Genomic DNA, 25,208 nt, shown 5'->3' with positions numbered 1-25,208 from the left:
GCTCTGCGCTGATCACGCCTGGCCCGGGAACAAATTGTAGCCGGGCGTCAGCAGGTTGTGCGGATCGTAGCGCTGTCTGGCGTCGCGCAGCAGCGACCATTTCGGGCCGAAATGCTCGCGCCAATCGTCTGATGACATCGGAAAGGCGCTGACGGGATAGAGGACGCCGCCCGCTTTGCGAATGCGATCGTAGAGCGCGCGGTTCGCCGCGACCATCCGCGCGATCTGCGTCGCGTCGGTATCGGAGGGGATGCGGACCACGTTGAACGGAAATACGACATTCTCATCTGGCAACCGCAGCAGCGGCGCGCGAAACGCATCGGTCAGCATCGGGTAATAGGTGATCCGCCCGAATGGTCCGACATCCGCGTCGCCCAGTTCGCCGATGATCTCGCGCGCCACCTGTTCGGCGTTGCTGCCGCGCAGGAAGGTGAACAGCCAGGGCTGCGGAATGGACCACTGCCCCTTCGACCGCAGCAAGCTCTCGAACTTGGCGAAGACGAGCGCGTCATCACGATAGGCGAGGTCGGTGATAACAGCCTTGCCGCGGTCATCGGCGAGGTCCGCAAGCGCCGTGCTTTCATCGGGCGCGGCGTCGCGATTGTAGAAGATCGCGCCATCGAGCTGGTAGCGCCAGCCGCCGCTGCCATCAGGCAGGATCGCGCCCTGCAATTGGTCGAAACGCCCCGTCGCCAACATGCGCCGCTGGTCGGCGGTCAGCGAAGCCAGATCGCGATAAAAGAGCTGATAGCGGCGGACCCGCTCGGGCGCGCGCACCAGGCGCAGGCTGACGCGGGTGATGATGCCGCATTGGCCGAGCCCGGCTCTGACGGCATCGAACAGATCGGGATTTTCGGTCGCCGAGCAGGTCAGCTCGCGGCCGTCGCCGGTGACGACGCTCAATTCGAGCACGTTATCGGCCTGCATGCCATGTCGCGACGACGCTCCGCCGATGCCGCCGATCGCGATCGTGCCGCCGACGGACAGGCCGAGATAATTGGTCAGCACCGGCGCCGTCAGTCCGCGCGCCAGCGCCGCGTCGAGCACGCTCTGCCATGTCGCCCCGGCTTCGACCACGACGCGGTCTGTCTCGATTTCGCCGATGCGATTGAGCTCGCGCATGTCGACGACGATCCCGTCGGTCAGCGAACGTCCGTAGGTCGAATGGCCCTGGCCGCGCGCTGCGACCTTCCATCCACGCTCGGCGGCCCATCGCATCAAGGTCGCGATGTCATCGCTCTCGGCTGGCTTCAGGACCGCGCGCGGCTCTTTGTGAATGATCCGGCCGAAATCGTCTGCGGCGGCGGCGCGAACGGCCTCGTCGTAACTGAGCCCGCCCTTGAATTGCGGTCCGTCGCTTGCATGGGCCGATGCAGTCACGTGACTGCCGGAAGCGAATGCCGCGGTGAGGCCAAAACCGGCACGCAGCAGCGTGCGTCTGTCGGTGGACATGACGTGCTCCTCGATTTGAAAAGCCTGGCGAGCGCGGAGTTCGCGCCGAGTTGGCTGTAAGTTGAGTTCGCTGGGCGCGAGAAACAATCAGCGCCTGATGGAATAGACTTTTCCGAAAATCGAGAAAATCAGATCAGAGGCGCTCGCGCTTCAGTCGCTCGGCGAGCAGTTCGACGAACAGCCGCGTCTTCGCCGGTGCCATGCCGCTCGGTGGAAACACCGCCTGGATCGGAATCCGCGGAGCCTCGAACTCCTCGAGCAGGACCTCCAGCGCGCCGCGATCGAACTGTTCGGCAATCTGCCAGAACGGACCGTATCCGATGCCAAGGCCATGGCAGGCGGCGGCATGCGCCGCGGCGACATTGTCGGTGCGGAAGCAGCCGCTCACGCGCACATTCCTGATGCGGCCGCGCACGTGGAACCGCCACGTTGCCGTCTCGCCTTCGCTCGTGCCGTGCAGGATGCATTGGTGGCGGACGAGGCCATCCGGATGGCCGGGACGGCCGTGGCGATCGAGATAGCCAGGGGCGGCATAAACCACCGTGCGAAGCTCGCCGAGACGTCGTGCCTTCAGCGAGGAGTCCGGCAGGTCTCTTATCCTGATCGCAAGATCAAAACCGGCGCCGACCAGGTCGATCTGGCGGTCGGAGCCCTGCAAGTCGGCCTTGATGCGCGGATTGCGCGCGATGAAGTCTGCAAGCGCGGGCGCGACAAAGGTTGATCCGAACAGGACCGGCGCGGTGACGCGGAGCAGTCCCGATGGCTCGGCCCGCCGGCTCGCCGCTTCCAGGCGCGCTTCGCTGATCTCGGAGAAGGCCGGCTTGACGCGCCGATAGAACGCAAGGCCCGCTTCTGTGGCGAAGGATTTTCGCGTCGTGCGCCTGACGAGTTCGACGCCGACTTTATGTTCCAGCGCCAGCAGCGAGCGATTGACGGCCTGCACCGATCGGCCGAGTCGACGCGCCGCGGCCGTCTGGCTGCCGGTCTCAATGATCGCTAGAAAGGCTTCGATTTCTTCCATCGAACCGCCTCCGCATTTTCCCGAAATGCGAGAGGATAGTGCTGGTGTCGATGGACAATCGCAAGGTCCGTCACGGCGTTCGAGCAAGGAGCGGCCAATGGTGTAACCTGAACGAAACAAGGAGCGGACGTGTCCTGCTATCTCGGTCTCGATGGGTTTCGCGGCGGCTGGGTGGTGGCCTGGATCGACGATCAGGGCGACCACGGCTTCGACTATTCGCCGCGCCTGGATCGGCTGCTCGCGGCTGCGCACAAGCGCGCCATGATCGATATGCCGATCGGCCTGACGATGAAGGGGCACCGGACCTGCGACCTGCGTGCCCGCGAATTGGTCGGCGCTTCCGTGTTTCTCGGCGCGCGGCGCAATCTTTGGGAGTTTGCGGATCAGGCTTCGGCGAACCGGTACTATTGGCGCTACGAAGGCCCGGGCATGGGCGTGTCCTGCCAGCTCTGGAACATCAGGGACAAGATCAGGGAGGTCGACGATTTCATCACGCCGGAGCGTCAGGCGACCATCGGCGAGGCGCATCCGGAACTGATCTTCCGGAATCTCGGCAAGCAGATCCGACTGGAAGGCAAGAAGTCGGAACGAGGCCGCGAGCAGCGTCTGAAACTCTTGGCCGAGCGGGGCTTTGTCAAACTATCACGCTGGTTGGCGCAACGTTACGGCACCGGGATCGGACGCGACGATCTGATCGACGCCTGTGCCTGCGCGGTGGCCGCCCGGGACAGCAATGCGCGTCTTGGCGGCGAGGAGGTCGACGTTCGCGGCTTGCGGATGGAGATCAACTATTAGAGCGTTTTCGAGCGAAGTGGATACCGGTTCGCGTGAAGAAAACGCGTCAAAAGAAGAATCTAGAAGCGGCAAGCGCCGCCGCGCTCACTTCCGCGTCACTTCCGGGAATATCCACATCGCGACCACCATAAACGGAGCGAGCACCAGGATCGCGATCTTCGGACCGTGCTGCCCGATCGAGTCCTGGTAGAAATAGGCCGCGCAGGCGACCAGCAGCACGATGATCGACAGAGCTGTCTTGATCGGGACGGGCATCGGCAAACTCCTCTATGACGCGGTAAATCCCTGCAGCGGGGAGAGCATCAGCGCGAGCGCTGCGATCTGGACAAGGCCGAGGACGGCAAGCCCGCCGCGGCTGTCGCGCCATGCGCTCGGGATGACCTGGAACACCGCGGGAACGAACAGGAAGATCAGGCCGCCGAACACCACGAAGGAGGTCCAGCGCAGCGTCTGGTGCGCAAACGAGGCCACGCCCGCGAGCAGGATCACCAGTAGCGCGAGATTGGCGAACACGAGCAGCGCGCCGGCCGCGCCCGCGATCGATTGCGGCCTGGCGCTCGATGGAAACATGCCGACCAGCGTGAAGAAGCTGAGGCAGCAGGCTGCGAAGGCTGCCGCGAACAGCACCAGCGCGAGGCCGTTCGGCTCGATGCCGGCCATCGCGATTACTCCGCCGGCACGGAGCTGACGGCCGGATCGATCCGCGGGGTGCGCGAGGTCTTGCGCATGTTGCGCTTAACGAAGCGCGTCTCGTAGCCGTTGAAGAGATGGCCGAGCAGCCCGCGGTCGAGATCAGACGTGCCGAACAGCCAGTCCATGATCGGGAAGGTGAGGTTCATGTTCCGCTCCATCATGATCGATTGATCGTGATGGGCGGTGTGGTGACGGCGGATCGTGTTCACCATCGGCACGCTGCGGACAAACCAGTTCTCCTCGACGTGGCAGCAGAAATGCATGAACTCGTAGATCAGGTACATCGACGTCGTCGTAGCGATCAGGAGCCATCCGACATTGGCCGAGATGATGGTGCCGGCCACGATCGCGAGCGGGATCGACATCAACGTAAAAGTCGCCAGCGCGTAAGGGGGAAAGAAGGTCACGCGCCAGTCATGATGATCGGCGAAACGCATCTCCTGATCGGTGAAGAACTGGTGATGCATCAAGGTGTGGCGATTGTAGATCGCGCGGAACGCCTTGATCTGCGAGGGGCGGTGCATCACGTAGCGGTGGATCCACCACTCGAAGAAATTCGCACCCAGAAAAGTCACGGGGACGATGAGCAATTCCCACGCGCGCAGGTCGCGAACATTGGCGAGATAGATGTAGAGCGCGGTGAAGCCGATCGCGTAGATGATGAAGACGTGCAGCCAGCCATTGTACCAGCCGGCGACCCGCTCGCGGTAGGTTTCGCGGTAGCGGCGCTGCCGATCCGACATCGCGGTTGATGCGAGTTCCATGGCCGACCTCCCGATGTCGAACTAAGATGACATTCGATTTTGTGCGTGATATATCACTAATCTATCAATTGAGCAAGGCGGCGAGTAACGCCTTGAGCATGATCCGGAAAAGTGGAAACTGGTTTTCCCTCGCGAAAAACGCGAAGCGTTCGCGCGGAGATCATGCTCAAACTCTAAGCTGTCGGGGAGGAACCACGCATGAAAAGGTTTTGCGGAGACCGCACCATCGACGGAGTGGTGGTCACGGTGGATGGCCGGCCGCTCGATCAGAGGCTTGATCTGCACCGCTACACCGCGAACGGCTTTGAATGGAGCTATGAGGGCGAAGAGCCGCGACAATTGTCGCTGGCGATCCTTGCCGAGCACTTGAACGATGCCGCCGCGGCAAAGGCGCTGGTGGAGCCGTTCATGAAGGCGGTGGTTGCCAATTTCGGGAATGAGTGGGAAATGAGTTCCGCCGATATCGACGCGGCGCTCGCGGCGTTGCGAAAGGACGGGGGTGCTGTTCGGGCGGCATCCTGAAACAGGGCGGGACGGGAGATCTGGAAGTGGGGCTCAAATACAAGGCGGCGGTCCTGCACGCGCCGAAGTCGCCGCTCGTCATCGAGACCGTCGAGGCGGGCGAACTCGTGGCCGAGGACGTGCTCGTCCGCATCAAGGCGGTGGGGCTTTGCCATACAGATCTGGAGGTGATCGAAGGCGGCCTGCGCAATCCGATGCCGATCCTGCTCGGTCATGAAGCCTCCGGCATCGTCGAGCAGGTCGGGGCGAACGCGCGTGGCGTCGCCGTCGGCGACCACGTCGTCCTCTCCTGGAATCCGCACTGTGGGCATTGCTTCTATTGCGATCGCGACCTGCCGATCCTCTGCGAGTCCTATCTCGGGCAGGCGCCGCTCGCGGTGCAATTCGATGGACGCAGCCGCGCTCGGCTAGGCGACGGGCGCGAGCTCAAGCATCTGATGTATCTTGGCGCGCTCGCTGAATACTGCATCGTGCCGGCGCAACAGGCGATCGTGGTGCCGAAGGAGCTTGCCTTCGATCAAGCCTGCCTGATCGGTTGTGGCGTCATGACCGGCGTTGGCGCCGCGCTCAACGTCGCGTCGATCCACTACGGCGACAGCGCGATGGTGATCGGATGCGGCGCGGTGGGTCTCGCAGCCGTGCAGGGCGTGCGCATGGCCGGCGCCGGAATCGTCATCGCCGTCGATCTCGACGACAACAAGCTCGATCTGGCCAAGCGGCTCGGGGCGACGCACGCGATCAACGCCGCCAAAGAAGACGTGATCGATCTCTCGCGTCAATTGACCGGCGGTCGCGGCGTCGACGTCGTTCTGGAGTCGGCCGGCAGCGCACGTGCGTTTCGGATGACGAGCGAGGCGGTGCGGCCGGGCGGCGAGGTCATCTGGCTCGGCAAGATCGATGTCGCGCAGGACGTCGCATTCCGGTGGGGTTCCTTGATGCAGGAAAAGCGCATCCGGCGCTCCAGCTATGGCGGCGCCCGACCGCTGCGCGACTTCCCGCTGCTGGCGCAGGCCGCGCTCGACGGCCGGCTGAAGCTGGATCAGTTGATCACCGCGCGGATCTCGCTCGAACAAGTCAACGAGGGTTTCGAGGCGCTGCGGCGCGGCGCGGCAATCCGCAGCGTCGTGATGTTCTAGCGAATCGGGACCCACTTCGCTCGAAAACGCTCTGGATCACGTCTCGATGGTCTTGCGGGTGAAGCTTTCGATGTAGTCGAGCAGGCGGTCGGACGCTTTCGCTGCTTCGTCCGGATCGCGCGCGGCGATCCGCTCGGCGACGTCGGCATGCAGGCGCGCCGAGAGCGGCAGGTCGCCGACTTCCCGATAGTGCTGGTACCAGAAGCGGCGCGACAGGCCGTGCATCAGGCCCATCGCGCGCGAAGCGAACTCGTTTCGCGCTGACTGGCTGACCAGCTCATTGAAGGCACGATCGAGCCGCATGAAGGTCATGTCGTCGGCTTCATCGGAGGCGCGGCGCATGTCCCTGGCGATGGTCACGAATTGAGCGATTTCCTCCGGCGTCGCGCGCTCTGCGGCGCCGCGGGCCATCAATCGCTCGAGCTCGCGGCGCACTTCGAGCAGGCGCATCTGGGTCTTAAGGTTGATCTGCGACACCAGGATGCCCCGTCGCGGCAGGATGACGACCAGGCCGTCGCGGGCGAGCCGCTGCAACGCCTCCCGGATCGGGGTACGACCGATGCCGAGTTTCGCCGCCAGCGATTGTTCCGACAAAATGGTTTCGGGCGGCAAGGCGAGGGTGACGATCAGTTCCTCGAGCTGCCGATAGGCGCGGTCGGTCAAGGTCTCCTGATCGCGCTCGTCGCGTTCGACGTCGACGCCACGCGGCACATCGCGCAAGCCCGGCTCGCTCTTCCGGGACCTGGCAATCTTGCTGGTGCGGGCTCGCCCGGTTCGCCTGTCCGCGGCCATCTGCCGTGATTCTCCCTCTGCTCGTCACGACGATATTTCACGCGTGACGAGGAGGGTCAATTGGGCCTCGGAGCCGCAACATGCTCGGTCAATGCGAGATGCTTTCGAGCGTTCGACCTCTGGTTTCCTCGCCCAGCGTGAGTACGACAAGAGCTGCTAGAACAAAAGCGCCGGCACCGAGCGCGAATACACCGGCCTGTCCCGTAACCGGCAGGATGAAGCCGATCAGCGAGGGCCCAATGAGGGAGCCGATGCGCCCCACCGCCGACGCAAAGCCGGTGCCTGTCGCGCGCACATGCGTGGGATAGAGCTCCGGCGTGTAGGCGTAGAGTGCCGACCACATCCCGAAGGCGCAGAACTGCATGCAGAGACCTGCGACGATCAGTTGGGTCTGGCTGGTTGCTCCACCGTAGAAATAGCAGGCGATGGCTGCGCCGAGCAGTGCGCCGACCAGCGTGGGCTTTCGTCCCAGTCTTTCGATCAGCCATGCTGCAGTGAGGAAGCCCGGAATGCCAGCCAGTGAGATCAGGATCGTGTAGAAGACCGACTTGGTCACTGGGAAACCTTTGGCTTGCAACAGCGCGCCGAGCCATGTCGTCAGGCCATAGAAGCCGAGCAGGGCGAAGAACCAGAGGCTCCACAGCATCACCGTTCGGCGTGCGTAGCCGGGCGCGAACAGCGTGGAGAGGCCGCGCGTCCTCTGCACTTCGACGAATTGCGGCTGAGGTGCCGGCAGCGCGGCGCCGTTGAGCCGCTGCGTGACCTTGGCCTCGATCTCCGACATCACCCGGTCGGCGCCGGCGGCATCGCCATGGGCGGCAAGCCAGCGCGGCGATTCCGGCACGTAGCGGCGCACGATCAGGACGAAGATCGCCGGAATGCCCTGCAGGATGAACACCCACCGCCAGTCGGCAAACGAGAGTACAGCGTAGCACAATAGGCCCGATGCGATGAAGCCGAGCGGCCAAAACCCTTCGAGCAGCGCGATGTATCGGCCGCGTTGCTTCGCGGGAATGATCTCGGAGACCATCGATTGCGCAACGGGGAACTCCATGCCCATGCCGAAGCCGAGCAGGACGCGTGCGGCGGCCAGCGCCTCCACCGAAGGCGCAAGCCCGCACAGTATGCTGCCCAGGCCCCAGAAGATCATGCTGACCTGAAACACACGCGTGCGGCCGAACCGATCGGCCAGCATGCCCGCCGATGCCGCGCCAATGAACATGCCGAGGAAGCTCATGCTCGAGAGCAGGCCGGCTTCCGCGGTCGACAGGCCGAAGCTTTGCTTGATCGGGCCCAGCACGAAGGTGAGCGCGCCGAGGTCCATGCTGTCGAAGAACCAGGCGGTCGCGATGATGGCAAAGATCCCGCGCTGGTAGGAAGTGAGAGGCAGCCGCTCGAGGCGGGCAGCAATCGCGGATGTCTGTGCGGTCGATGTCGCCTCGTCAGAGAGCGGTCGCGCCAGACCGATGGAGCCGCCCGTCGTCAAGCTACTCATGTTCGTCCTCCCCGAAATGCATTTTATGCTTTTTGTATATGCCTGACATATTATTGATATCCGTATGACGTGCAACGGGGTATTTCGCGGGTTTGAAGGGCTTGATGAAGCGTCACCCGTCATTGCGAGCCAACGGGTCGGCGCGGAGCGCCGCCGATAACAGGCTCTGCGAAGCAATCGATTGCTTCCGCGCGTGAGGAGAGATGGATTGCTGCGTTGCGCTCGCAATGACGATGGAGAGAGCGGCGCGCTCGGATCGTTCCCCTCAGCCTGAGGAGGCCGCCGCTTAAACTCGCTACTTACTCCTCGCCGCGAAAATACGCCGGCTTTTCCGTGGTCCAGGTCTCGCCCCAGAGTTGGCCGCCGCCGTCGACCGTCAGCGTCTCGCCGGTGATGAACTTGCCGGAGGGGGCGGCGAGATAGGCGCAGGCTTCCGCGATGTCCCAGGGCGAGCCGGCGCGCATCATCGGGTTGGAGCGCGGATAGGCGGCGCGGGCCTGTTCGCTGTAGACATTCCAGCCCTCGGTCTCGATCGCGCCCGGAGCGATGCAATTGACACGGATGTCCAGCGGCGCCCATTCGACGGCGACCGCACGCGAAAGGCCGATCACGCCGGAGCGTGCGGCGATCGTGTGTGCGATGCCGTAAAGCCCGTGCGTGGTCACGACCACGATGTTGACGATGCTGCCGGGCACTTTCCGCTCGCGCCAGCGCTGCGCGGCGGCCTGCATCATGTACCAGGTGCCGTTGAGGTTGGTATTGATGACGGCGTTCCAGCCCTTGATCGAGAAATCGATCGCGGCTTGCGGAAACTGCCCGCCGGCGCTGTTGATGAGACAGTCGACGCGACCATGGGTGGCCCATACCGCATCGAACAGTCCGGCGACCGCGTCCGGCTCCCTTATATCGGCGACATGCGCGGATGCTTTCAGGTTTCGCTCGGCCAGTTGCGTGGCGAGCGCGTCGAGCCTTTCCCTGTTGCGGCCGACGAGAGCGACATGCGCGCCGAGCCGCGCGAACAGAAAGGCGATCGCGCGCCCGATGCCGCCGGCGCCGCCCGAGATCACCACGACCTGGTGCTGTAGCGCATCCACCGCAAACACAGTCGGATGCCGCGCGAGTTCTTCGTCGCTCAGACCGGCTGCTACAGACGCTTGTTTCTCATCCACCTGTCTGGACTCTCGTCGCGCCAAGCCCAACCGTACACCAGAGCACGATCCGGAAAAGCGGGCATCGGGTTTTCTGGAAAGATTATGCTGGCGCAACGTGCTAGGGTAGCGGGGTTAGGGTCGATTATTCCGCAAAGCACCATGAACGGGAACGTGCATTGTTCGCGGCGTCACCTCATTCCATGATGGCGCCATCCTGATTCCTCCATCCGCAGAGCTCTCATGACAGCAGAAGCGATCCGCCCCGCGGCCCGTCACCAGCCCTGGTACAAGGTCCTCTACATCCAGGTTCTGATCGCTATCGCGCTTGGCATCCTGCTCGGCCATTTCTATCCCGATCTCGGCAAGGAGATGAAGCCGCTCGGCGACGGCTTCATCGCGCTGATCAAGATGATGATCGCGCCGGTGATCTTCTGCACCGTCGTACACGGCATCTCCTCGATGGGCGACCTCAAGCGCGTCGGCCGCGTCGGCCTGAAGGCGTTGATCTATTTCGAGACCGTCTCGACGGTGGCGCTGGCGGTCGGCCTGATCGTCGGCAGGACCCTGCAGCCCGGGAGCGGCTTCAACATCGATCCGTCCACGATCGATGCCAAATCGGTCGCGACCTACGTGACCAAGGCGAAAGAGGAGGGGATCGTTGCCCATCTAATGGCGATCATTCCCGATAGCTTCTTCGGCGCGCTGTCACGCGGCGACCTGCTGCAGGTGCTCTTGATCTCGATTCTATCAGGCTTTGCCATCGCCTTCATGGGCAAGGCTGGCGAGCCGATTGCGCACGCGATCGACCAGGCTGCCAAAGTGTTCTTCGGCGTGATCCGCATCATCGTGCGTGTTGCGCCGATCGGCGCCTTCGGGGCGATGGCGTTCACCGTCGGAGCTTACGGACTGGGCTCGCTCCGGAATCTCGTAGCGCTGATCGGCACCTTCTATTTGACCAGCGCGCTGTTCGTGCTGATCGTGCTCGGCTCGATCGCACGGCTCTCGGGATTCTCGATCATCCGCTTCATCGGCTACATCAAGGACGAGCTTCTGATCGTGCTCGGCACCTCGTCGTCGGAAACGGTGTTGCCGCAGATGATGCAGAAGATGGAGCATCTCGGCGCCTCGCGCCCGGTGGTCGGGCTCGTCATCCCGACCGGCTACAGCTTCAATCTCGACGGCACCAACATCTACATGACGCTGGCGACGCTGTTCCTGGCACAGGCGACCAACACGCCTCTGACGATATGGCAGGAGCTGGGCATCTTAGGCATCGCCATGATCACCTCGAAGGGGGCGTCCGGCGTCACCGGGGCCGGCTTCATCACGTTGGCGGCGACGTTGTCCATCGTGCCTGACATCCCGATCCAGTCGCTCGCCATCCTCGTCGGCATCGACAAGTTCATGAGCGAATGCCGCGCGCTCACCAACCTGATCGGCAACGGCGTTGCCTGCGTCGTCATCAGCCTTTCTGAGGGCGAGCTCGACAAGCAGAAGCTGCACGAGACCATGGCACACCCCCTCGAACTCGGCGAGGCGCTCGAGCCGGGCGGTGGCGGCTCCTAGGCCACGTCTGGTCGGTAGCGGCAACGCCTGATGCATAACCAAGGGGTATGTGGGTTGAGGGAGCGGTGCGACGCCTGCTCCCTTTGGCCTGCGGTGACCTAGGTTAGTACCGCTCTATCTGCCCGCTTGACTGACCTATATCTCGTCGGTTATACGTCAATCAATAGCCAGCGGGTTATCGATATCAAATGCCGAATGCTCACGATGAGCTCTTCAGGGCGCTCGCCGATCCGACCCGGCGGGCCATCTTCGAGCGACTGTGCCGTGAAGGCGAGCAGACGGTCGGAGCTCTGACGGCTCTCGCCGGGGTTTCGCAGCCGGCCGTCTCGAAGCATCTTGGGGTTCTCAAGCAGGCGGGACTCGTGCGCGACCGCCACGAAGGCCGCCAGACGCACTACAGCGCGCAACTCGGCGCGTTGGCCCCGCTGATCGACTGGACCAGCCAAATGGCCGGCTTCTGGCAAAGCCGGTTCGATCACCTCGAAGATCTGCTCAAAAGGATGGACCAATGACCAACATTGCGACCGAAACGCGCTCCGTCATTGTCGAACGCGAGATTCCCTATCCGCCGGAAAAGATCTGGCGCGCGCTCACACAACCACACCTGATCGAGGAGTGGCTGATGAAGAGCGACTTCAAGCCAGTCGTGGGCCACCGCTTCAACCTGCGCGGCGAGTGGGGCGGCGTGTTGGACTGCGAGGTCCTCGCGATCGAGCCGAACAAGGCGCTGTCCTACACCTGGAATTTTGCGCACGACGATGCAGCCTTCAATCTGACGAGTGTGGTGACCTTCACGCTCACGCCGACGAGCAGGGGAACCCATTTGCGCATGGAGCAATCGGGCTTCCGGCCGGATCAGAAGCAGGCCTACGGCGGCGCCCACGCCGGGTGGCAGCAGTTCTTCGCGAATCTGGAGCAGGTCCTGGCGCGGACGGATTGAAGTCTGCAGGTGAACGCAATGGCCAACAGAGCATCCAGCAAGTTGACAACCGTGAAGAAGAGCAGCTCCAAGGAGGGAGAAGGAGACTCTCCCTCTCGGCTGATAGATGCGAGAATCAAGGAACTGAGCGATTGGCGAGGCGAGATGCTTGCTCGAGTCCGAAATCTCATCAAGCAGGCCGACCCCGAGGTGGTCGAGGAATGGAAGTGGAGAGGCGTTCCGGTGTGGGAGCACGCCGGAATCATCTGCACCGGCGAGACCTACAAGAACGCCGTGAAGCTGACCTTTGCCAAGGGGGCCTCGCTCGAGGACCCTTCGGGCCTCTTCAACTCCAGCCTCGAAGGCAACACCAGGCGTGCGATCGATCTGCAGGAAGGCGCCAAGATCAATGAAGCGGCGTTGAAGGCGCTCATTCGCGCGGCCGTGGCACTCAACCTTTCCAAGAAACCAAAGAGCGCTTGAGGCGTCAGCGAAGACGCCTCATTCCGGCACGCCGGCGGCCCGCAGCGCCTCGGTATAGGTCCGCGCCATAGGCTCGACCGGGAAGGGGATTCGCGACAGGAAGTTCGTGATCGAGAAATCCGGCGCGACCTTCAGCAATTCGCGTGCGACCTGTGCCGCGCGTTCGCGCTCGCCGCTCTTCACCAGCGCCACGGTCAGGACGCGCAGCGCCACCGCGAAGCGGCGGTTTTGCGCCAGCGCCTTCTCCGCCCAGACGATCGCTTCGGGGAAATTCTCGTCCAGCACGGCGCAGATCGCGAGCGCGCCGGAGGCGAACCAGCCGCGCGGGTCGCGGGGATTGAGCCGCTGTGCCCGCTCGATCATGGCGCGGCCGGCGCCCTGTTTGCCGCACATCGCCTCGATCCAGCCGCCGAGCGTCAGCGCCATCGCGGAATTCGGGTTGATCGCAAGCGAGCGGCTGAACAATTCGCGTGCGGGCTCGATTTCGTCGGCCATGTTCCAGATTGCGAACGCCGCCATCCACAAGACCTGCGCATCATTCGGCGCGAGTTCGACCGCGCGCCAGGCCAGCGCGACGGCCTTGCTGCGATATTCCTCGTTCGGTCTGATCCAGCCCTGGAAATGGCGCAGCGCATGGCAATAGGCGGATGCCGCCATTGCCGGCGCATAGGTTGGATCGATCGCCAGCGCCTGGTCGAGGCAGTCGATTGCCGCCGCAATGCTCTCGGTGGTGAACTCGTAACGAAGACTGTAGGCGCGCAGCAGCAGGTCGTAGGCATCGAGCTGGCTCGGCGGAGAGGAGCGGCGGCGCTCGGCTTCGGCGAGGTGCAGCGTCGGCTCGATCGCGGCCACCACACTTTCGGTGATGCGGTCCTGCAGGTCGAAGACCTCGCGCGCGTCGCCGTCGAAGCGATCGGCCCAGAGATGGACGGCCGAACTCGCGTCGATGAGCTGGCCAGTGATTCGCAACCGATCGCCGCCGCGGCGAACGCTGCCTTCCAGCACATAGCCGACGCCTAGCTCGCGGCCGACCTGGCGGATATCGACCGCCTTGCCCTTGTAGGTGAAGGAGGAGTTCCGCGCGATCACGGACAATCCGCTGCAGCGCGACAGCGCCGTGATGATGTCCTCGGCGACCCCGTCGGCAAAATACTCCTGCTCGGGATCGCCGCTCATATTGGTGAAGGGAAGCACCGCGATCGAGGGACCTTCGAAGGCGGCAACGGGCGGCCCTGCGCTCTCGTCGGCCGCTTGCTCGCGGACCTCGCCGACGAAACGAATGCCCTTGCGGGGGAGCGTGCGGATCAGCCGCTGCTCGTCGCCATTGTCGCCGATCGCCGCGCGTGCGGCGTTCAGCCGGCTGCTCAGCGTTGCCTCCGAGACGATGCGCCCGCGCCAGACGGCGGCCAACAGGTCGTCGCGGCTGACGACATGGTCGCGTGAACGGATCAGGAACTCCAACAGATCGAACACCTGCGGCTCGACGGCGATAAGCCCGTCGCCCCGGCGCAACTCGCGGCGGTCGGTATCCAGGACGAAGTCGTTGAAATGATAGAGCAAATTCTATGGCCTGCCGGCTGTGACGGGAGTGGCAGTGAACGTAGCACAAGGCGCGTGTCGTAAAAATCAAAGCCATCTGAAGGATAAATCCAGATAATCTCCAAGCGCGCATAGTCAGGAGGAGGCAAAAGGTCGCCAGTTCGAACCGGAGATCGCCATGTCCCAGGATATCAATCAGAGCCGCCGCCGCTTCTTCGGCGTTGCCGCCGGAACCTTCGCCGCAGCCCAGTTCGGCCTGATCGGAGCCGCCCATGCGCAGGGTGCCAAGAAGGCCACGCTGCCCGCGGCGCAGCCGGGAGCGCATACGTCGTTCGGCCCGCTAAAGCAGATCGACGCCGGCCTTCTCAATGTCAGCTATGCCGAGGCGGGACCCGCTGATGGTCCGGTGGTGATCCTGCTGCACGGCTGGCCCTACGACATCTACAGCTATGTCGACGTCGCGCCGCTGTTGGCATCCGCCGGCTATCGCGTGATCATCCCTTACCTGCGCGGCTATGGCCCCACGCGTATCCTTTCCGATGCGACGTTCCGGAACGGCCAGCCGGCGGCGCTCGCGTCCGACATCGTCGCGTTCATGGATGCGCTCAAGATCGAGAAGGCGACGCTTGCCGGCTATGACTGGGGCGCGCGCACGGCCAATATCATTGCCGCGCTCTGGCCGGAGCGCTGCAAGGCGATGGTCTCCGTCAGCGGCTACCTGATCGGCAGCCAGGAGGCCGGCAAGATGCCGCTGCCGCCAAAGGCCGAACTGCAATGGTGGTACCAGTTCTATTTCGCCACCGAGCGCGGACAGCAGGGCTACGACAAATACCGGCACGACTTCGCCAGGCTGATCTGGCAGCTCGCGTCGCCGAAATGGCATTTCGACGACGCCACTTTCGAGCGCAGCGCTGATGCCTTCGACAACCCAGATCACGTCAAGATCGTCATCCATAACTATCGCTGGCGGCTTGGGCTCGCTGAGGGCGAAGCGAAATACGACGATCTGGAGAAGAAGCTCGCGACATTCCCTGTCATCACGGTGCCGACCATCACCATGGAGGGCGATGCCAACGGCGCGCCGCATCCGGAACCGAGCGCCTACGCCAAGAAATTCTCCGGCAAGTACGAACACCGCCTCATCACCGGCGGCATCGGCCACAATCTGCCGCAGGAGGCCCCGCAAGCCTTTGCGCAGGCCGTCATCGATGTCGACAAGGCCTGATTGAAAAACAGCGGGTATCGAACGGATGCAACAGAATCTGAAATGGGCCCTCGCGGCCCTGATGGTGACGTGCGCTGCGACGGCAGCGCCCTTCGCCGCGAGCCCTGCCGATGATGGGGTGTCGCCGATCTTCGGCGTCAGGATTCCCGACGGCTATCGCGACTGGAAGCTGATCGCCGTCGGGCAGGAGGTCGGCCTCGATGAACTCCGGGGCGTCCTCGGCAACCCCACCGCGGTCAAAGCCAGCGAGGGCGGCGCGCTGCCGTTTCCGGACGGCACCACCTTCGTCAAGCTTGCCTGGAAGCATGTCCCGGTCGAGGGCCTCAACGGCGCCTTCATCAGCGGCTCGCCCACCACCGTCCAGATCATGGTCAAGGACTCCGCCAGATACGCCTCCACCGGCGGCTGGGGTTTTGGCCGGTTCATCGACGGCAAGCCCGTGGACGAGGCCCAGCACCGGACCTGCTTCGCCTGCCACGAAGCCCACGCGAAAGACCACGATTTCGTCTTCACGCGATATGGACGCTAGAGCATGATCCGGAAAAGTGGAATCCGGTTTTCCGAAAAGATCATGCTCGAACAAAGACTCCCGGGAATTCACAGGAGGCGTGGCGCCCGATCTGGCGCAACAGCCGTTGCGAAGCCACTTTCTCGCCGCAACGCATGCGAGGAACGGCTGTGAGCATCACCATCTACGGCATCAAGAACTGCGACACCATGAAGAAGGCGCGCGCCTGGCTCGACGGCCATGGCGTCGCCTATGATTTCCACGACTACAAGACGACCGGCATCGCCAAGGACAAGCTGAAGCAATGGAGCGACGAGGTCGGCTGGGAAACGCTGCTCAACCGTGCCGGCACCACATTCAAGAAATTGCCTGATGCCGACAAGGAAGGCCTGAACGAGCGCAAGGCGCTGGCGCTGATGGCGGCGCAGCCGTCGATGATCAAACGGCCGGTGCTCGACCTCGGCGGCAAACTCCTGGTCGGCTTCAAGGATGACGTCTACGCCAAGGAGGTGAAATCGCGCGGCCGCAAAGGGTAGGGCGTGGACGATTTCCGGGAACCTCTGCGCCGCGGCCGCATCTAATTTCGATTATCCGCTGGAATTAAGGGCGAGAACGCCATGCAATCCGCCTCCACACCCAAAACAGCGCCGGCTGCGGCCGGCGAGGCCGAACTCGTCAAGCGCGCACTGGCCCGCGACGAGGCCGCCGTCCGCGCCATCATCAAGGCCAACAACCGCAGGCTCTACCGGCTGGCGCGCGGCATCCTGCGCAACGACAGCGAAGCCGAGGACGTCGTCCAGGAAACCTATGTCCGCGCCTTCACGCATCTCACCGACTTCCGCGGCGAGTCCAGCCTTTCGACCTGGCTGTCGCGGATCGCGATGAACGAGGCGCTGGGGCGGCTGCGCCGCGAGCGGGTGGGTGTCGAGATTTCGTCACTGCCGCAAGGCGCGCTGGAAGCCCAGATCATCCAGTTCCCCCTGATGTCCACTGCTGACGATCCCGAAAAATCCATGGCCCAGCGCGAAATCCACAGAGTTGTCGAGGCCGCGATCGACGAACTGCCGGAGGCGTTTCGCCTCGTCTTCATCGCGCGCGTGGTCGAGGGCATGAATGTCGAGGAGACTGCTGAACTTCTTGACCTGAAGCCCGAGACGGTGAAGACGCGGCTGCATCGCGCCCGCGCCATGCTGCGCGACAATGTCGAGAAGAAGATCGGCCCGGTAGTCATGGAGGTCTTCCCGTTCGCCGGCCGCCGCTGCGACCGGCTGACCGAAGCCGTGCTGCAACGGCTCGGCTATATCTGAAGAATTCCGGGAACCTCGGGCGCTAATCGCCATCCAACTCCTGTGCAAACGAAATGCGCCGCTGGAACCCCGCGGCGCCACAGGAGGGTTAATCATGTTCGCTCAAGTGGGAGCGGCGATCGCCGCGGTGATGTTGTTAGGCGGCCCAGCGCTTGCCGAAAGCAAGCTCACCGATCCACAGATCGCCCATATTGCGTATACCGCCGGCAATATCGATATCGCGGCGGCCAAGCAGGCGCTGACGAAAGCCAGCAACAAGGAGGTCAAGGCGTTCGCGCAAGACATGGTGCGCGACCATGAGGCCGTGAACAAGCAGGCGCTCGACCTCGTCAAGAAACTCAATGTAACGCCCGAAGATAACGACACCAGCAAGGCGCTGTCGAAGCAGGCGTCCGAGAAGCTCGCCGAGCTCGGCAAGCTCAACGGCGCCGCCTTCGACAAGGCCTATGTCGCTAACGAGGTCGCCTATCACAAGGCCGTCGACAGCGCGCTGGAAACAAAGTTGATCCCATCGGCCAGCAATGCCGAGCTGAAGAGCTTGCTGCAGACCGGCCTGAAGATCTTTCAGGGCCACGAGCAGCATGCCGAGCATGTCGCCGCAGGCCTGAAGTAACCAGTTGGTCGTGGAGGGCTCCCATGCAGCGCGGACGCTTTGGTTTGATCGCCGGCGTGCTTTCCCTTGCGGCGACGGCGGTCCCCGCGCATGCCGCGACGATCACGATCGTGATGGAGAATCTGGTGGTCTCGCCGGCCGAGGCTACGGCCAAGGTCGGCGATACCATCGAATGGGTGAACAAGGACGTGTTCGCGCACACCGCAACTGCGAGGAACGGCGATTTCGACGTGATGATACCGCCGAAGCAGACGGTGACTTACGTCCTGAAGAAGGCCGGCACCGTCGACTACTACTGCCGCTTCCATCCCAACATGAAGGCGATGCTCAAGATTGACGGTAAGCCGTCGCCTTGATCGCAAGCTGCCTGATTTGGGAGCACATCCGCCGCCAGTGACGTTGGCCGAGATCAGCGGACATTTGGCCAGAATTGGTGGATGTCAGTCCTTGAATCCGCACGCTGAGCTTTCTAACTCCTCGAACACGCGATCCAGGAGTTTCCAATGAACGACCAGACAAAACGACCGCTTCTGACCCATGCCTCCGGCGCGCCTGTCACTGACAACGTGAACATCATGACGGCGGGACCGCGCGGTCCGGCGTTGCTGCAGGATATCTGGCTGATCGAGAAGCTGGCGCATTTCCACCGGGAAGTGATCCCGGAGCGGCGCATGCACGCCAAGGGCGCGGGCGCCCACGGCACATTCACCGTCACCCACGACATCACCCGCTATACCAAGGCCAAGATCTTCTCGAAGATCGGCAAGCAGACACCGATGTTCGCGCGGTTCTCGACGGTGGCCGGCGAGCGCGGCGCCGCAGATGCGGAGCGTGATATCCGCGGCTTCGCACTCAAGTTCTACACCGATGAAGGCAATTGGGACGTGGTGGGCAACAACACGCCGGTGTTCTTCTTCCGCGATCCCTTGCGCTTCATCGACCTGAACCACGCGATCAAACGACACCCGCGCACGGGAATGCGGGATCCGGACATGAACTGGGATTTCTGGACGCTGCTCCCCGAGGCGCTGCACCAGGTCACCATCATTATGAGCGAGCGCGGCATTCCGAGCAGCTTCCGCCACCAGCACGGCTTCGGCAGCCACACCTACAGCTTCATCAATGCGAACAATGAACGCATCTGGGTGAAATTCCACTTCCGCACCCAGCAGGGCATCCAGAACTTGACCGATGCGGAGGCCGAGGCGCTGGTCGGCGCGGACCGCGAGAGCCATCAGCGCGATCTCTTCGCCAGCATCGAACGCGGGGATTTCCCGCGCTGGACGCTGTTCATCCAGGTGATGACGGACGCGCAGGCGAGGGCTTTCCCGTTCAACCCGTTCGACCTGACGAAGGTCTGGCCAAAGGCGGATTATCCGCTGATCGAGGTCGGCTATTTCGAGCTCAACCGTAACCCTCAGAACTTCTTTGCCGAGACCGAGCAGGCGGCGTTCACGCCGGCGAATGTCGTGCCCGGCATCAGCTATTCGCCCGACAAGATGCTGCAGGCCCGCCTGTTCTCCTATGGCGACGCGCAGCGCTACCGTCTCGGCGTCAACCATCACCAGATCCCGATCAACGCGCCGAAATGTCCATTCCACAGCTATCACCGGGATGGCGCGATGCGCACCGACGACAATCTTGGCGGTACGCCGACCTACTGGCCGAACAGCCTGGGTGAGTGGACGGACCAGCCGCAGTTGAACGAGCCGCCGCTTGAGATCACGGGCGCTGCCGCCCATTGGGATCACCGTGTGGATGACGATCACTGGCAACAGCCGGGCAATCTGTTCCGGAAGATGGATGCCGCGCAGAAGCAGGCGTTGTTCGATAACACCGCCCGCCAGGTCGGCAAGGCTTCCAAGCACATCCGGGAACGGCATGTGGCAAACTGCGCCAAGGCTGACCCGGCCTACGGCAGGGGCGTTGCGGAGGCGCTTGCCAGGTTTGCCGCCGGCACGCTCTAGCCGTCGCAAAAGATCATCGGATCTATCTGCCTGGTCATCAGAAGGAAGTTCCGGCTTGCGCGGAGCTTCTTTCCCGATTGCTTGGATGCCGGAAGGAAGACCTGTCGAGGTGACACTGACGAGTTGCTTTGAGCCGTCGAACAGCAGAGCAAGTATGCGCGCCGCGGGGGTCACGAAACCGCGAGGTCTTGAGCCTCACGCCGCGTCAGTTTCCTCATCTTGAATCCGCCCGCGACGCTGGTCTCTCATTGTAAACATTTGGCGCACGACACATTTGATCATTTCGTCGACGCGAGTTAGCGACAGACGCGGACCGAAGACCGCCATCCTCATGGAACATTGCTGCCGGTCTCCGTTCTGAGGTAATGAATATTTCTGGACGTGTACCGGCCTCCATTATCAAGCCTATAGGGAGGGAGCAGTGGGACTGTCCTGGCAACAAGGTCCGCTCTCAACGGGAGCATTTGGTCGGTTCCTCGTGCCCGAACCGCTGCCCAAGCGATTGTTGTACGCAGAGCGTCTGCGCCGGCGTATGCGGGTGCGCTTCGCAGGAACATGGATCGCTGATAGCGAGAACGTGCTCCTGCTCTTCGAACCGGGGCGCTATCCGGTGGCCTACTTCCCGGAGAACGATGTTTCTCCAAATGTCCTGGAGCGCACCGAGCATACCACCCAACACCCCGATCTCGGGCTCACGTCCTGGTACAGCGTCAGGGCGGACGAGCAACACATCGTGCCGCGGGGAGCGTGGCAGCACACGAGTCTGCCGGCCCACGCAAGTGAACTGCAGGCACGCGTCGCGTTCGCCTGGCGGGCCATGGATGCGTTCTACGAAGAAGACGAGCGAATCCTGGGCCATGCCGCTGATCCCTATCACCGCATCGACATTCGCCAAGCCTCCCGCAATCTCGTCGTCCGCTATGGTGACCAGGTCATCGCCGACACCAAGCGGCCGGTGGTCCTCTACGAGTCCGGCTTCGCGCCGCGCTGGTACGTTCCGCGCGCCGACATCGATGAGTCCGCCCTCACTCCCGTCAAACTCCAGACCTTCTGCCCATACAAGGGACTGTGCAGCTACTACAGCATCGGTGACGCGCGCCAGGCAGCCTGGTTCTATCCTGACGCCTATCCCGAGGTGCGCCGCATCTCCAACCTGGTGTCGTTCGAACCGGACATCGTCACGGTCCATCTCGATGGCATCCAGCTCCACCTTGAGCCGGGTCAGGCGGTGGTCGCGCATGGCCCCGATCGCAACCTCGACGTCGCCGAGGTGGTCCGCCCTGCAAACGGCCATGAGCGGTCGCCCGATAACGGATCCGCATCGGCTGCGAGCGGCTAGAGCTTCGGTTCTGATGCAATCAGAACCGAAGCTCTGGATTCTAGTTTTGACGCGTTTTCTTCACGCGAACCTGTGTCCACTTCGCTCGAAAACGCTCTGGGAAAACCTCCGGTCGCCATCAAAGCGGAGCGGGACATGGCGCGATTACTGTCGGTGAACGTCGGGCTTCCGCGCGATATCAACTGGAAAGGTCGCACCGTACACACCGGGATCTGGAAAGATCCGCTGCCTGGCCGCTGTCGGGCAGGCCGGTTGAATCTGGACGGAGACGGTCAAGGGGACCTAGCCGGCCACGGAGGTGAGCAGCGCGCCGTCTTCGTCTACCAGATCGAATCGTATCGCTACTGGCAGGATCAGCTGAACAGGACCGACTTCGTCCATGGACAGTTCGGTGAAAATTTCACCATCGAAGGGTTGCCCGACGATGCCGTTTGCATCGGCGATCGTTATCAGATCGGCACTGCGCTGTTCGAAGTCACTCAGCCTCGTGTGACCTGCTATCGCGTCGGCATTCGGACGACCGAGCCGCGGATGCCCGCATTGCTGACATCCAGCGGACGTCCCGGCTTCTACTTCCGCGTTTTGCAGGAAGGCGAGGTAGGCGCCGGCGACGAAATCGTGAAGGTGGGGGAGGCCGACGAGCGAATGACGGTCGCGGAAATCAACGCGCTGCTCTATTCGCCCAATCATCCGCGCGATCGATTGGAGCGGGCCTTGCGGATTGCGGCGCTTTCGCCCGGATGGCGCCGGTCGTTTGAGGCACTCCTGCAGAGCCAAGCGGTTGCCGCGGGGAGTGGCAACGCGGGGCTCGCGCCGGCAGCAGCTGCGCACCCGGTTGCACCAGGATTTCAGCCGCTCGTGGTGGCCGCGATCGATCAAGAGTCCGCGGACGTCCTGTCCCTGTCGATGCGACATCGGGACGGTCAGCCGCTGCCAGCGGCTTTACCCGGTCAGTACGTCGTCTTGCGTCTTCACGCGGGTGGCGGCCCGCCGATGTTTCGCAGCTACTCGCTCTCGGGTCCTGTTTCGACGGAGCGCTATCGGATCAGCGTCAAGATCGAGCCGAACGGGACTGCTGGGGCCTACTTGCGGGAGCATGTTCGGGTGGGCGATGCTCTCGACGTCAGCTCGCCGCGCGGAAGCTTCATTCTGCAGTCCGGGGGGCGGCCCGTAGTGTTGCTCAGCGCCGGAATCGGAGCGACGCCTGTTCTGGCGATGCTGCACGCGCTGGCGGAGGCTCGCTCCGCACGGCAGGTCTTGTGGCTGCACGCGGCTCGCGATCGAGAGCATCATCCATTTGCCGCCGAAGTCCGCCGTCTCATGCTCGGGCTCACCGGCAGCCGCAGCTATGTTTGCTATAGCAGGCCGGGCTCGCGCGACAGGATGGGCGAGGATTTCGACGCCACCGGTCATCTGTCGCAATCGGTCTTCGACGCGGTCGGCATTCCGCGAGAGGCAGATGTCTACCTCTGTGGCCCGGTTCGCTTTATGGCGGACATGAAAGCGACGCTCGCGGCCTTCGTGCCGCCGGAGCGAATTCATGTCGAAATCTTCAACGGCGGCGAGTCACTGACACCCGGTGTCGTCGGCGGAGCGGCGCGAACTCCACACGTGCCCTCGGACGACGCCGACACCGGTCCGCTGGTATCGTTTGCGCGAAGTGGCATCGCCGTACACTGGAAGGTGTCAGCCTATCAGAGCATTTTGGAGCTGGCCGAGGCGTGCGATGTCCCGGTCCGTTGGTCGTGCCGGACCGGTGTTTGTCACAACTGCGAAAGCGGCCTGATTTCGGGCGCGGTCGCCTATGGACCCGAGCCACTCGACAGGCCCGCCGACGGCAACCTTCTCATTTGCTGCTCACAACCGACTGGCGACGTCGTTGTCGATTTGTAATCCTTAGAGCGTTTTCGAGCGAAGTGGGTACCCACTACACACAAAGAATGTTCTCTTCAAAGCCGAGGGCGCGACGGTTGATCGGTCGCAAATGCGTCGCATCAAGGCAGCGGTATCCGTTATCTTCGAGACGCTCGATGATCAGCCTGCCGTCGAGCGGCTTGGAACGGTTTAGGTCCGTGAGAATTTCACAGAGAAGCGGGACTTTGCGGCCGTCCTTTGCCAGCACCGCTTGCATCCCGTCAAATACCGCCCCTTCAAAGCCTTCGACGTCGATCTTGATCAGACTTACTCGATCAAGATCAATCTTCCGATCGCGCACATAATCATCCAGAGCGATGACGCCGACGCTGATGTTGTCGGTAAGATCCTTCGCGTGATCGAGAAAGCCGGCAGCAAGTGAACTCGATCCGATGTTCGTGTCGTAGTTATCGAAATTCTCTGGGCGCGGCGCAACGACGGCCATCATTGAGTTTCCGCGGAGAGCGCCACAAGCGGTCTGGTTAGCGAAAATCCGATAGTCCGGATTGAGTTCGGCGAGACGTTGGACAAAGGCGAAGTATTGAGGCACCGGCTCAAATGCGTGCACTTCCCCGGTCTGACCTACTAGCGACAGTGCATAAGCAGACCAGTAACCGCAGTTAGCGCCGATATCAATGAAGGTCGTTCCAGGACTCAAGAAACGCCGGAAGATGCGCTCCAGAAACATCTCATGGGTTTGAAAAAAATACTTCGTCATCAAGCGATGCAACGACATATCTATTTCATACCGCACGCCATTAAAATGCGCTTTTGCGATACCGGTCGGCGCTACCTTGATCTGCTCGAGCGCCCTGCGTCGCACCATGTCGGTCAGCTGCGATGGATCCGTTAACGCGTATTTCAGGAAGAAGCGGAAGCTCTTTGGAGCAATCATAATTGTCGACCCCATTTAATACCGCGCGAAAATCGCCGCCCCAGATGGCAAAACTCTGCCAAAAATATGCCTAAAGAAGGTCCTGTTGTTGGGCAGTATGGCGGTACAATAGCGGTGGATCGTCCGAGCAACTTACGCTGGAACGCCATCCACCTTCGTCGTCGAACACGTTTTGGGGCTTGAGCACTTTCCAGCCGAAGAACTTGGCGCGCGCGCCATGGCCGCGATAGACAGCGATACTCGTTTCGCCGAAATTGAGCTCAGGGCCCTAGTCGAATTCGAGCGCGTCGGGGGCTGCGAGGCGGCCGGGGGCGCGATGGAAGAGATCGCGATCGATGGTCGCGCACAACTTTTGCACCGGCAGCTTGTCGCCGCCGCGCATCAGGTTCTTGATCTCGAAATGGCCGTCCTCGCAGATCGTCTTCAGCGAGGCGATGATGCGGGTGATCTGGCCGCCTTCACCAAATGGCAGGAGCAGCCGCTCATAGGCCACCAGCCGTCCATAGATGTCGTCTATATGGGCGATCGTGTAGACCGGCAGGCGGCGCGCGATGCACTCATAATAGGCCGGCATCACGATCGGCGCGAGGCGCGGGCCCAGATAGTCGTCGAGAGCGCGGCCCTTTCCGGTGTGGCCGTAGGCGTGCGCCATCCGTGTGCCCTCGCTCTGGATCGTCAATCGCGGCGGCTGCCGCTCGGCTTCGACCGTGTAGTGGACAAGGTCGAGCCTCTCATCCTCCAGTCGCTCCGGCTCGTACTCATCGAAGCGCGGCGTCGACCGGTCACGGGCATACAGCCTGAGCCAGGCGTTCAGCAGATCGCGCTGCCGGATCGATTTCACGATCGATGAATTGGCGCTCTCAAATTCCAAGGTCGAAATCCGTCCCAGGACTAAATGGCCAGAGCATCGGCTCGACGCGGAAATATTCTATGAAGGCTTGGCTGCGCCGCAAAATAACGTTAATGGCCGCTTTCCGAAGTGATAAATCGGGTGCGGCTGCAATTCGACTATTGGAGAAGACGGAACCGGTGAGGGTGCGTCCTCGACGCCCAGCTTTCCGCCTTGCCTAACCCATGTTGCATCGGCATATTCCGCCGCCGGGGGCGGCGGT

The 25,208-nt window shown here is 62.7% G+C and carries 27 protein-coding genes; 16 read left to right on the top strand and 11 right to left on the bottom strand.

The features are described from left to right. Positions 1-12 precede the first annotated feature (12 nt). On the bottom strand, positions 13-1,452 hold the full coding sequence (locus tag K288_RS45210) for an FAD-binding protein (protein ID WP_043159624.1): 1,440 nt from the start codon (positions 1,450-1,452) through the stop codon (positions 13-15). A gap of 133 nt (positions 1,453-1,585) precedes the next feature. Further along, the gene (locus tag K288_RS0111040; protein WP_043159622.1) at positions 1,586-2,473 is read right to left on the bottom strand and encodes a LysR family transcriptional regulator; all 888 of its coding nucleotides are present in this window, start codon (positions 2,471-2,473) and stop codon (positions 1,586-1,588) included. Between the two features lie 129 nt (positions 2,474-2,602). Here K288_RS0111040 and K288_RS0111035 point away from each other — a divergent pair, with 129 nt between their 5' ends. Next, a complete protein-coding gene (locus tag K288_RS0111035; RefSeq protein ID WP_027579608.1) occupies positions 2,603-3,268 on the top strand; it encodes a DUF429 domain-containing protein in 666 nt (221 codons plus the stop codon). A gap of 84 nt (positions 3,269-3,352) precedes the next feature. Here K288_RS0111035 and K288_RS54060 read toward each other — a convergent pair whose 3' ends face one another. From K288_RS54060 to K288_RS0111020, 3 genes are read right to left on the bottom strand one after another with little or no spacing between them, the layout of a single operon-like run. Further along, entirely contained in the window at positions 3,353-3,523 is a 171-nt protein-coding gene (locus tag K288_RS54060) for a hypothetical protein (protein WP_201449660.1), read from the bottom strand. Between the two features lie 12 nt (positions 3,524-3,535). Next, positions 3,536-3,928: a hypothetical protein gene (locus tag K288_RS0111025; RefSeq protein WP_027579607.1), complete on the bottom strand. Its 393-nt coding sequence runs from the start codon at positions 3,926-3,928 to the stop codon at positions 3,536-3,538. A gap of 5 nt (positions 3,929-3,933) precedes the next feature. Beyond that, a complete protein-coding gene (locus K288_RS0111020; protein ID WP_027579606.1) occupies positions 3,934-4,725 on the bottom strand; it encodes a sterol desaturase family protein in 792 nt (263 codons plus the stop codon). 198 nt (positions 4,726-4,923) lie between these two features. Here K288_RS0111020 and K288_RS0111015 point away from each other — a divergent pair, with 198 nt between their 5' ends. Next, positions 4,924-5,247: a DUF6166 domain-containing protein gene (locus tag K288_RS0111015; RefSeq protein WP_027579605.1), complete on the top strand. Its 324-nt coding sequence runs from the start codon at positions 4,924-4,926 to the stop codon at positions 5,245-5,247. Between the two features lie 26 nt (positions 5,248-5,273). Beyond that, entirely contained in the window at positions 5,274-6,383 is a 1,110-nt protein-coding gene (locus tag K288_RS0111010; RefSeq protein WP_027579604.1) for a Zn-dependent alcohol dehydrogenase, read from the top strand. A gap of 36 nt (positions 6,384-6,419) precedes the next feature. On the opposite strand, the gene K288_RS0111005 is transcribed toward K288_RS0111010, so the two are convergent. The 3 genes from K288_RS0111005 to K288_RS0110995 form a co-directional block, all read right to left on the bottom strand. Then, positions 6,420-7,175, bottom strand: coding sequence for a GntR family transcriptional regulator (locus tag K288_RS0111005; RefSeq protein WP_027579603.1), 756 nt, complete (start codon positions 7,173-7,175; stop codon positions 6,420-6,422). A gap of 88 nt (positions 7,176-7,263) precedes the next feature. Further along, entirely contained in the window at positions 7,264-8,670 is a 1,407-nt protein-coding gene (locus K288_RS0111000; protein WP_084799550.1) for an MFS transporter, read from the bottom strand. A 299-nt stretch (positions 8,671-8,969) separates the two neighbouring features. Next, positions 8,970-9,839 carry an SDR family oxidoreductase gene (locus tag K288_RS0110995; RefSeq protein WP_043159619.1) on the bottom strand — a complete coding sequence of 290 codons (870 nt, stop codon included), beginning with the start codon at positions 9,837-9,839 and terminating at the stop codon, positions 8,970-8,972. A 222-nt stretch (positions 9,840-10,061) separates the two neighbouring features. Between K288_RS0110995 and K288_RS0110990 the strand changes: the two genes are divergently transcribed. The 4 genes from K288_RS0110990 (at position 10,062) to K288_RS0110975 (ending at position 12,789) form a co-directional block, all read left to right on the top strand. Further along, complete coding sequence (locus tag K288_RS0110990) at positions 10,062-11,387, top strand: dicarboxylate/amino acid:cation symporter (protein ID WP_027579600.1); 1,326 nt, start codon at positions 10,062-10,064, stop codon at positions 11,385-11,387. Positions 11,388-11,575: 188 nt separating this feature from the next. Further along, positions 11,576-11,899 carry a metalloregulator ArsR/SmtB family transcription factor gene (locus K288_RS0110985; RefSeq protein ID WP_027579599.1) on the top strand — a complete coding sequence of 108 codons (324 nt, stop codon included), beginning with the start codon at positions 11,576-11,578 and terminating at the stop codon, positions 11,897-11,899. Then, positions 11,896-12,327, top strand: a complete 432-nt coding sequence (locus tag K288_RS0110980; protein ID WP_027579598.1) for an SRPBCC domain-containing protein — start codon at positions 11,896-11,898, stop codon at positions 12,325-12,327. The genes K288_RS0110985 and K288_RS0110980 overlap by 4 nt, the downstream gene beginning before the upstream one ends. Before the next feature lie 18 nt (positions 12,328-12,345). Continuing rightward, positions 12,346-12,789, top strand: coding sequence for a DUF1801 domain-containing protein (locus K288_RS0110975; protein WP_043159618.1), 444 nt, complete (start codon positions 12,346-12,348; stop codon positions 12,787-12,789). An 18-nt stretch (positions 12,790-12,807) separates the two neighbouring features. On the opposite strand, the gene K288_RS0110970 is transcribed toward K288_RS0110975, so the two are convergent. Further along, positions 12,808-14,349 (bottom strand): winged helix-turn-helix domain-containing protein, encoded by a 1,542-nt coding sequence (locus tag K288_RS0110970; RefSeq protein ID WP_027579596.1) that lies wholly within the window; start codon positions 14,347-14,349, stop codon positions 12,808-12,810. Between the two features lie 157 nt (positions 14,350-14,506). Here K288_RS0110970 and K288_RS0110965 point away from each other — a divergent pair, with 157 nt between their 5' ends. The 9 genes from K288_RS0110965 to K288_RS0110920 all read left to right on the top strand — a co-directional run bounded on the left by K288_RS0110965 (position 14,507) and on the right by K288_RS0110920 (position 23,180). Further along, positions 14,507-15,553, top strand: coding sequence for an alpha/beta hydrolase (locus tag K288_RS0110965; protein WP_027579595.1), 1,047 nt, complete (start codon positions 14,507-14,509; stop codon positions 15,551-15,553). Positions 15,554-15,614: 61 nt separating this feature from the next. Further along, positions 15,615-16,082 carry a cytochrome P460 family protein gene (locus tag K288_RS0110960; protein ID WP_244443125.1) on the top strand — a complete coding sequence of 156 codons (468 nt, stop codon included), beginning with the start codon at positions 15,615-15,617 and terminating at the stop codon, positions 16,080-16,082. Positions 16,083-16,231: 149 nt separating this feature from the next. Continuing rightward, the gene (locus K288_RS0110955; protein ID WP_027579593.1) at positions 16,232-16,597 is read left to right on the top strand and encodes an ArsC family reductase; all 366 of its coding nucleotides are present in this window, start codon (positions 16,232-16,234) and stop codon (positions 16,595-16,597) included. An 81-nt stretch (positions 16,598-16,678) separates the two neighbouring features. Then, positions 16,679-17,368, top strand: coding sequence for an RNA polymerase sigma factor (locus tag K288_RS0110950; RefSeq protein ID WP_027579592.1), 690 nt, complete (start codon positions 16,679-16,681; stop codon positions 17,366-17,368). A gap of 94 nt (positions 17,369-17,462) precedes the next feature. After that, entirely contained in the window at positions 17,463-17,981 is a 519-nt protein-coding gene (locus K288_RS0110945; protein ID WP_027579591.1) for a DUF4142 domain-containing protein, read from the top strand. A gap of 23 nt (positions 17,982-18,004) precedes the next feature. Continuing rightward, the gene (locus K288_RS0110940; protein WP_027579590.1) at positions 18,005-18,337 is read left to right on the top strand and encodes a cupredoxin family copper-binding protein; all 333 of its coding nucleotides are present in this window, start codon (positions 18,005-18,007) and stop codon (positions 18,335-18,337) included. A 147-nt stretch (positions 18,338-18,484) separates the two neighbouring features. Further along, a complete protein-coding gene (locus tag K288_RS0110935) occupies positions 18,485-19,948 on the top strand; it encodes a catalase (RefSeq protein ID WP_027579589.1) in 1,464 nt (487 codons plus the stop codon). Positions 19,949-20,369: 421 nt separating this feature from the next. Further along, the gene (locus K288_RS0110925) at positions 20,370-21,287 is read left to right on the top strand and encodes a DUF427 domain-containing protein (protein WP_027579588.1); all 918 of its coding nucleotides are present in this window, start codon (positions 20,370-20,372) and stop codon (positions 21,285-21,287) included. Between the two features lie 135 nt (positions 21,288-21,422). After that, positions 21,423-23,180: an MOSC and FAD-binding oxidoreductase domain-containing protein gene (locus K288_RS0110920; RefSeq protein WP_027579587.1), complete on the top strand. Its 1,758-nt coding sequence runs from the start codon at positions 21,423-21,425 to the stop codon at positions 23,178-23,180. Between the two features lie 34 nt (positions 23,181-23,214). Here the strand turns inward: K288_RS0110920 and K288_RS0110915 are convergent, their stop codons facing one another. After that, complete coding sequence (locus tag K288_RS0110915) at positions 23,215-24,096, bottom strand: FkbM family methyltransferase (protein ID WP_027579586.1); 882 nt, start codon at positions 24,094-24,096, stop codon at positions 23,215-23,217. A gap of 268 nt (positions 24,097-24,364) precedes the next feature. Then, a complete protein-coding gene (locus K288_RS0110910) occupies positions 24,365-24,967 on the bottom strand; it encodes a hypothetical protein (RefSeq protein WP_043159614.1) in 603 nt (200 codons plus the stop codon). Between the last annotated feature and the right edge of the window lie 241 nt (positions 24,968-25,208).

The sequence above is a fragment of the Bradyrhizobium sp. Ai1a-2 genome (genome assembly GCF_000426245.1).
Classification (GTDB): Bacteria; Pseudomonadota; Alphaproteobacteria; order Rhizobiales; family Xanthobacteraceae; genus Bradyrhizobium.
The sequence above is the reverse complement of the archived record's forward strand: the minus strand, read 5'-3'. Positions and strand labels throughout refer to the sequence as shown.

Bases quoted from the DNA above. Each gene is read 5' to 3' on its own strand.
- K288_RS0111025 (WP_027579607.1), bottom strand. From the start codon at position 3,928: ATGGCCGGCATCGAGCCGAACGGCCTCGCGCTGGTGCTGTTCGCGGCA.
- K288_RS54060 (WP_201449660.1), bottom strand. From the start codon at position 3,523: ATGCCCGTCCCGATCAAGACAGCTCTGTCGATCATCGTGCTGCTGGTC.
- K288_RS0110915 (WP_027579586.1), bottom strand. From the start codon at position 24,096: ATGATTGCTCCAAAGAGCTTCCGCTTCTTCCTGAAATACGCGTTAACG.
- K288_RS0110990 (WP_027579600.1), top strand. From the start codon at position 10,062: ATGACAGCAGAAGCGATCCGCCCCGCGGCCCGTCACCAGCCCTGGTAC.
- K288_RS0110945 (WP_027579591.1), top strand. From the start codon at position 17,463: ATGTTCGCTCAAGTGGGAGCGGCGATCGCCGCGGTGATGTTGTTAGGC.
- K288_RS0110950 (WP_027579592.1), top strand. From the start codon at position 16,679: ATGCAATCCGCCTCCACACCCAAAACAGCGCCGGCTGCGGCCGGCGAG.
- K288_RS0110960 (WP_244443125.1), top strand. From the start codon at position 15,615: ATGGTGACGTGCGCTGCGACGGCAGCGCCCTTCGCCGCGAGCCCTGCC.
- K288_RS0110980 (WP_027579598.1), top strand. From the start codon at position 11,896: ATGACCAACATTGCGACCGAAACGCGCTCCGTCATTGTCGAACGCGAG.
- K288_RS0110935 (WP_027579589.1), top strand. From the start codon at position 18,485: ATGAACGACCAGACAAAACGACCGCTTCTGACCCATGCCTCCGGCGCG.
- K288_RS0111005 (WP_027579603.1), bottom strand. From the start codon at position 7,175: ATGGCCGCGGACAGGCGAACCGGGCGAGCCCGCACCAGCAAGATTGCC.
- K288_RS0111020 (WP_027579606.1), bottom strand. From the start codon at position 4,725: ATGGAACTCGCATCAACCGCGATGTCGGATCGGCAGCGCCGCTACCGC.
- K288_RS0110920 (WP_027579587.1), top strand. From the start codon at position 21,423: ATGGCGCGATTACTGTCGGTGAACGTCGGGCTTCCGCGCGATATCAAC.
- K288_RS0111000 (WP_084799550.1), bottom strand. From the start codon at position 8,670: ATGAGTAGCTTGACGACGGGCGGCTCCATCGGTCTGGCGCGACCGCTC.
- K288_RS0110965 (WP_027579595.1), top strand. From the start codon at position 14,507: ATGTCCCAGGATATCAATCAGAGCCGCCGCCGCTTCTTCGGCGTTGCC.
- K288_RS45210 (WP_043159624.1), bottom strand. From the start codon at position 1,452: ATGTCCACCGACAGACGCACGCTGCTGCGTGCCGGTTTTGGCCTCACC.
- K288_RS0110985 (WP_027579599.1), top strand. From the start codon at position 11,576: ATGCCGAATGCTCACGATGAGCTCTTCAGGGCGCTCGCCGATCCGACC.
- K288_RS0110940 (WP_027579590.1), top strand. From the start codon at position 18,005: ATGCAGCGCGGACGCTTTGGTTTGATCGCCGGCGTGCTTTCCCTTGCG.
- K288_RS0111015 (WP_027579605.1), top strand. From the start codon at position 4,924: ATGAAAAGGTTTTGCGGAGACCGCACCATCGACGGAGTGGTGGTCACG.
- K288_RS0111040 (WP_043159622.1), bottom strand. From the start codon at position 2,473: ATGGAAGAAATCGAAGCCTTTCTAGCGATCATTGAGACCGGCAGCCAG.
- K288_RS0110975 (WP_043159618.1), top strand. From the start codon at position 12,346: ATGGCCAACAGAGCATCCAGCAAGTTGACAACCGTGAAGAAGAGCAGC.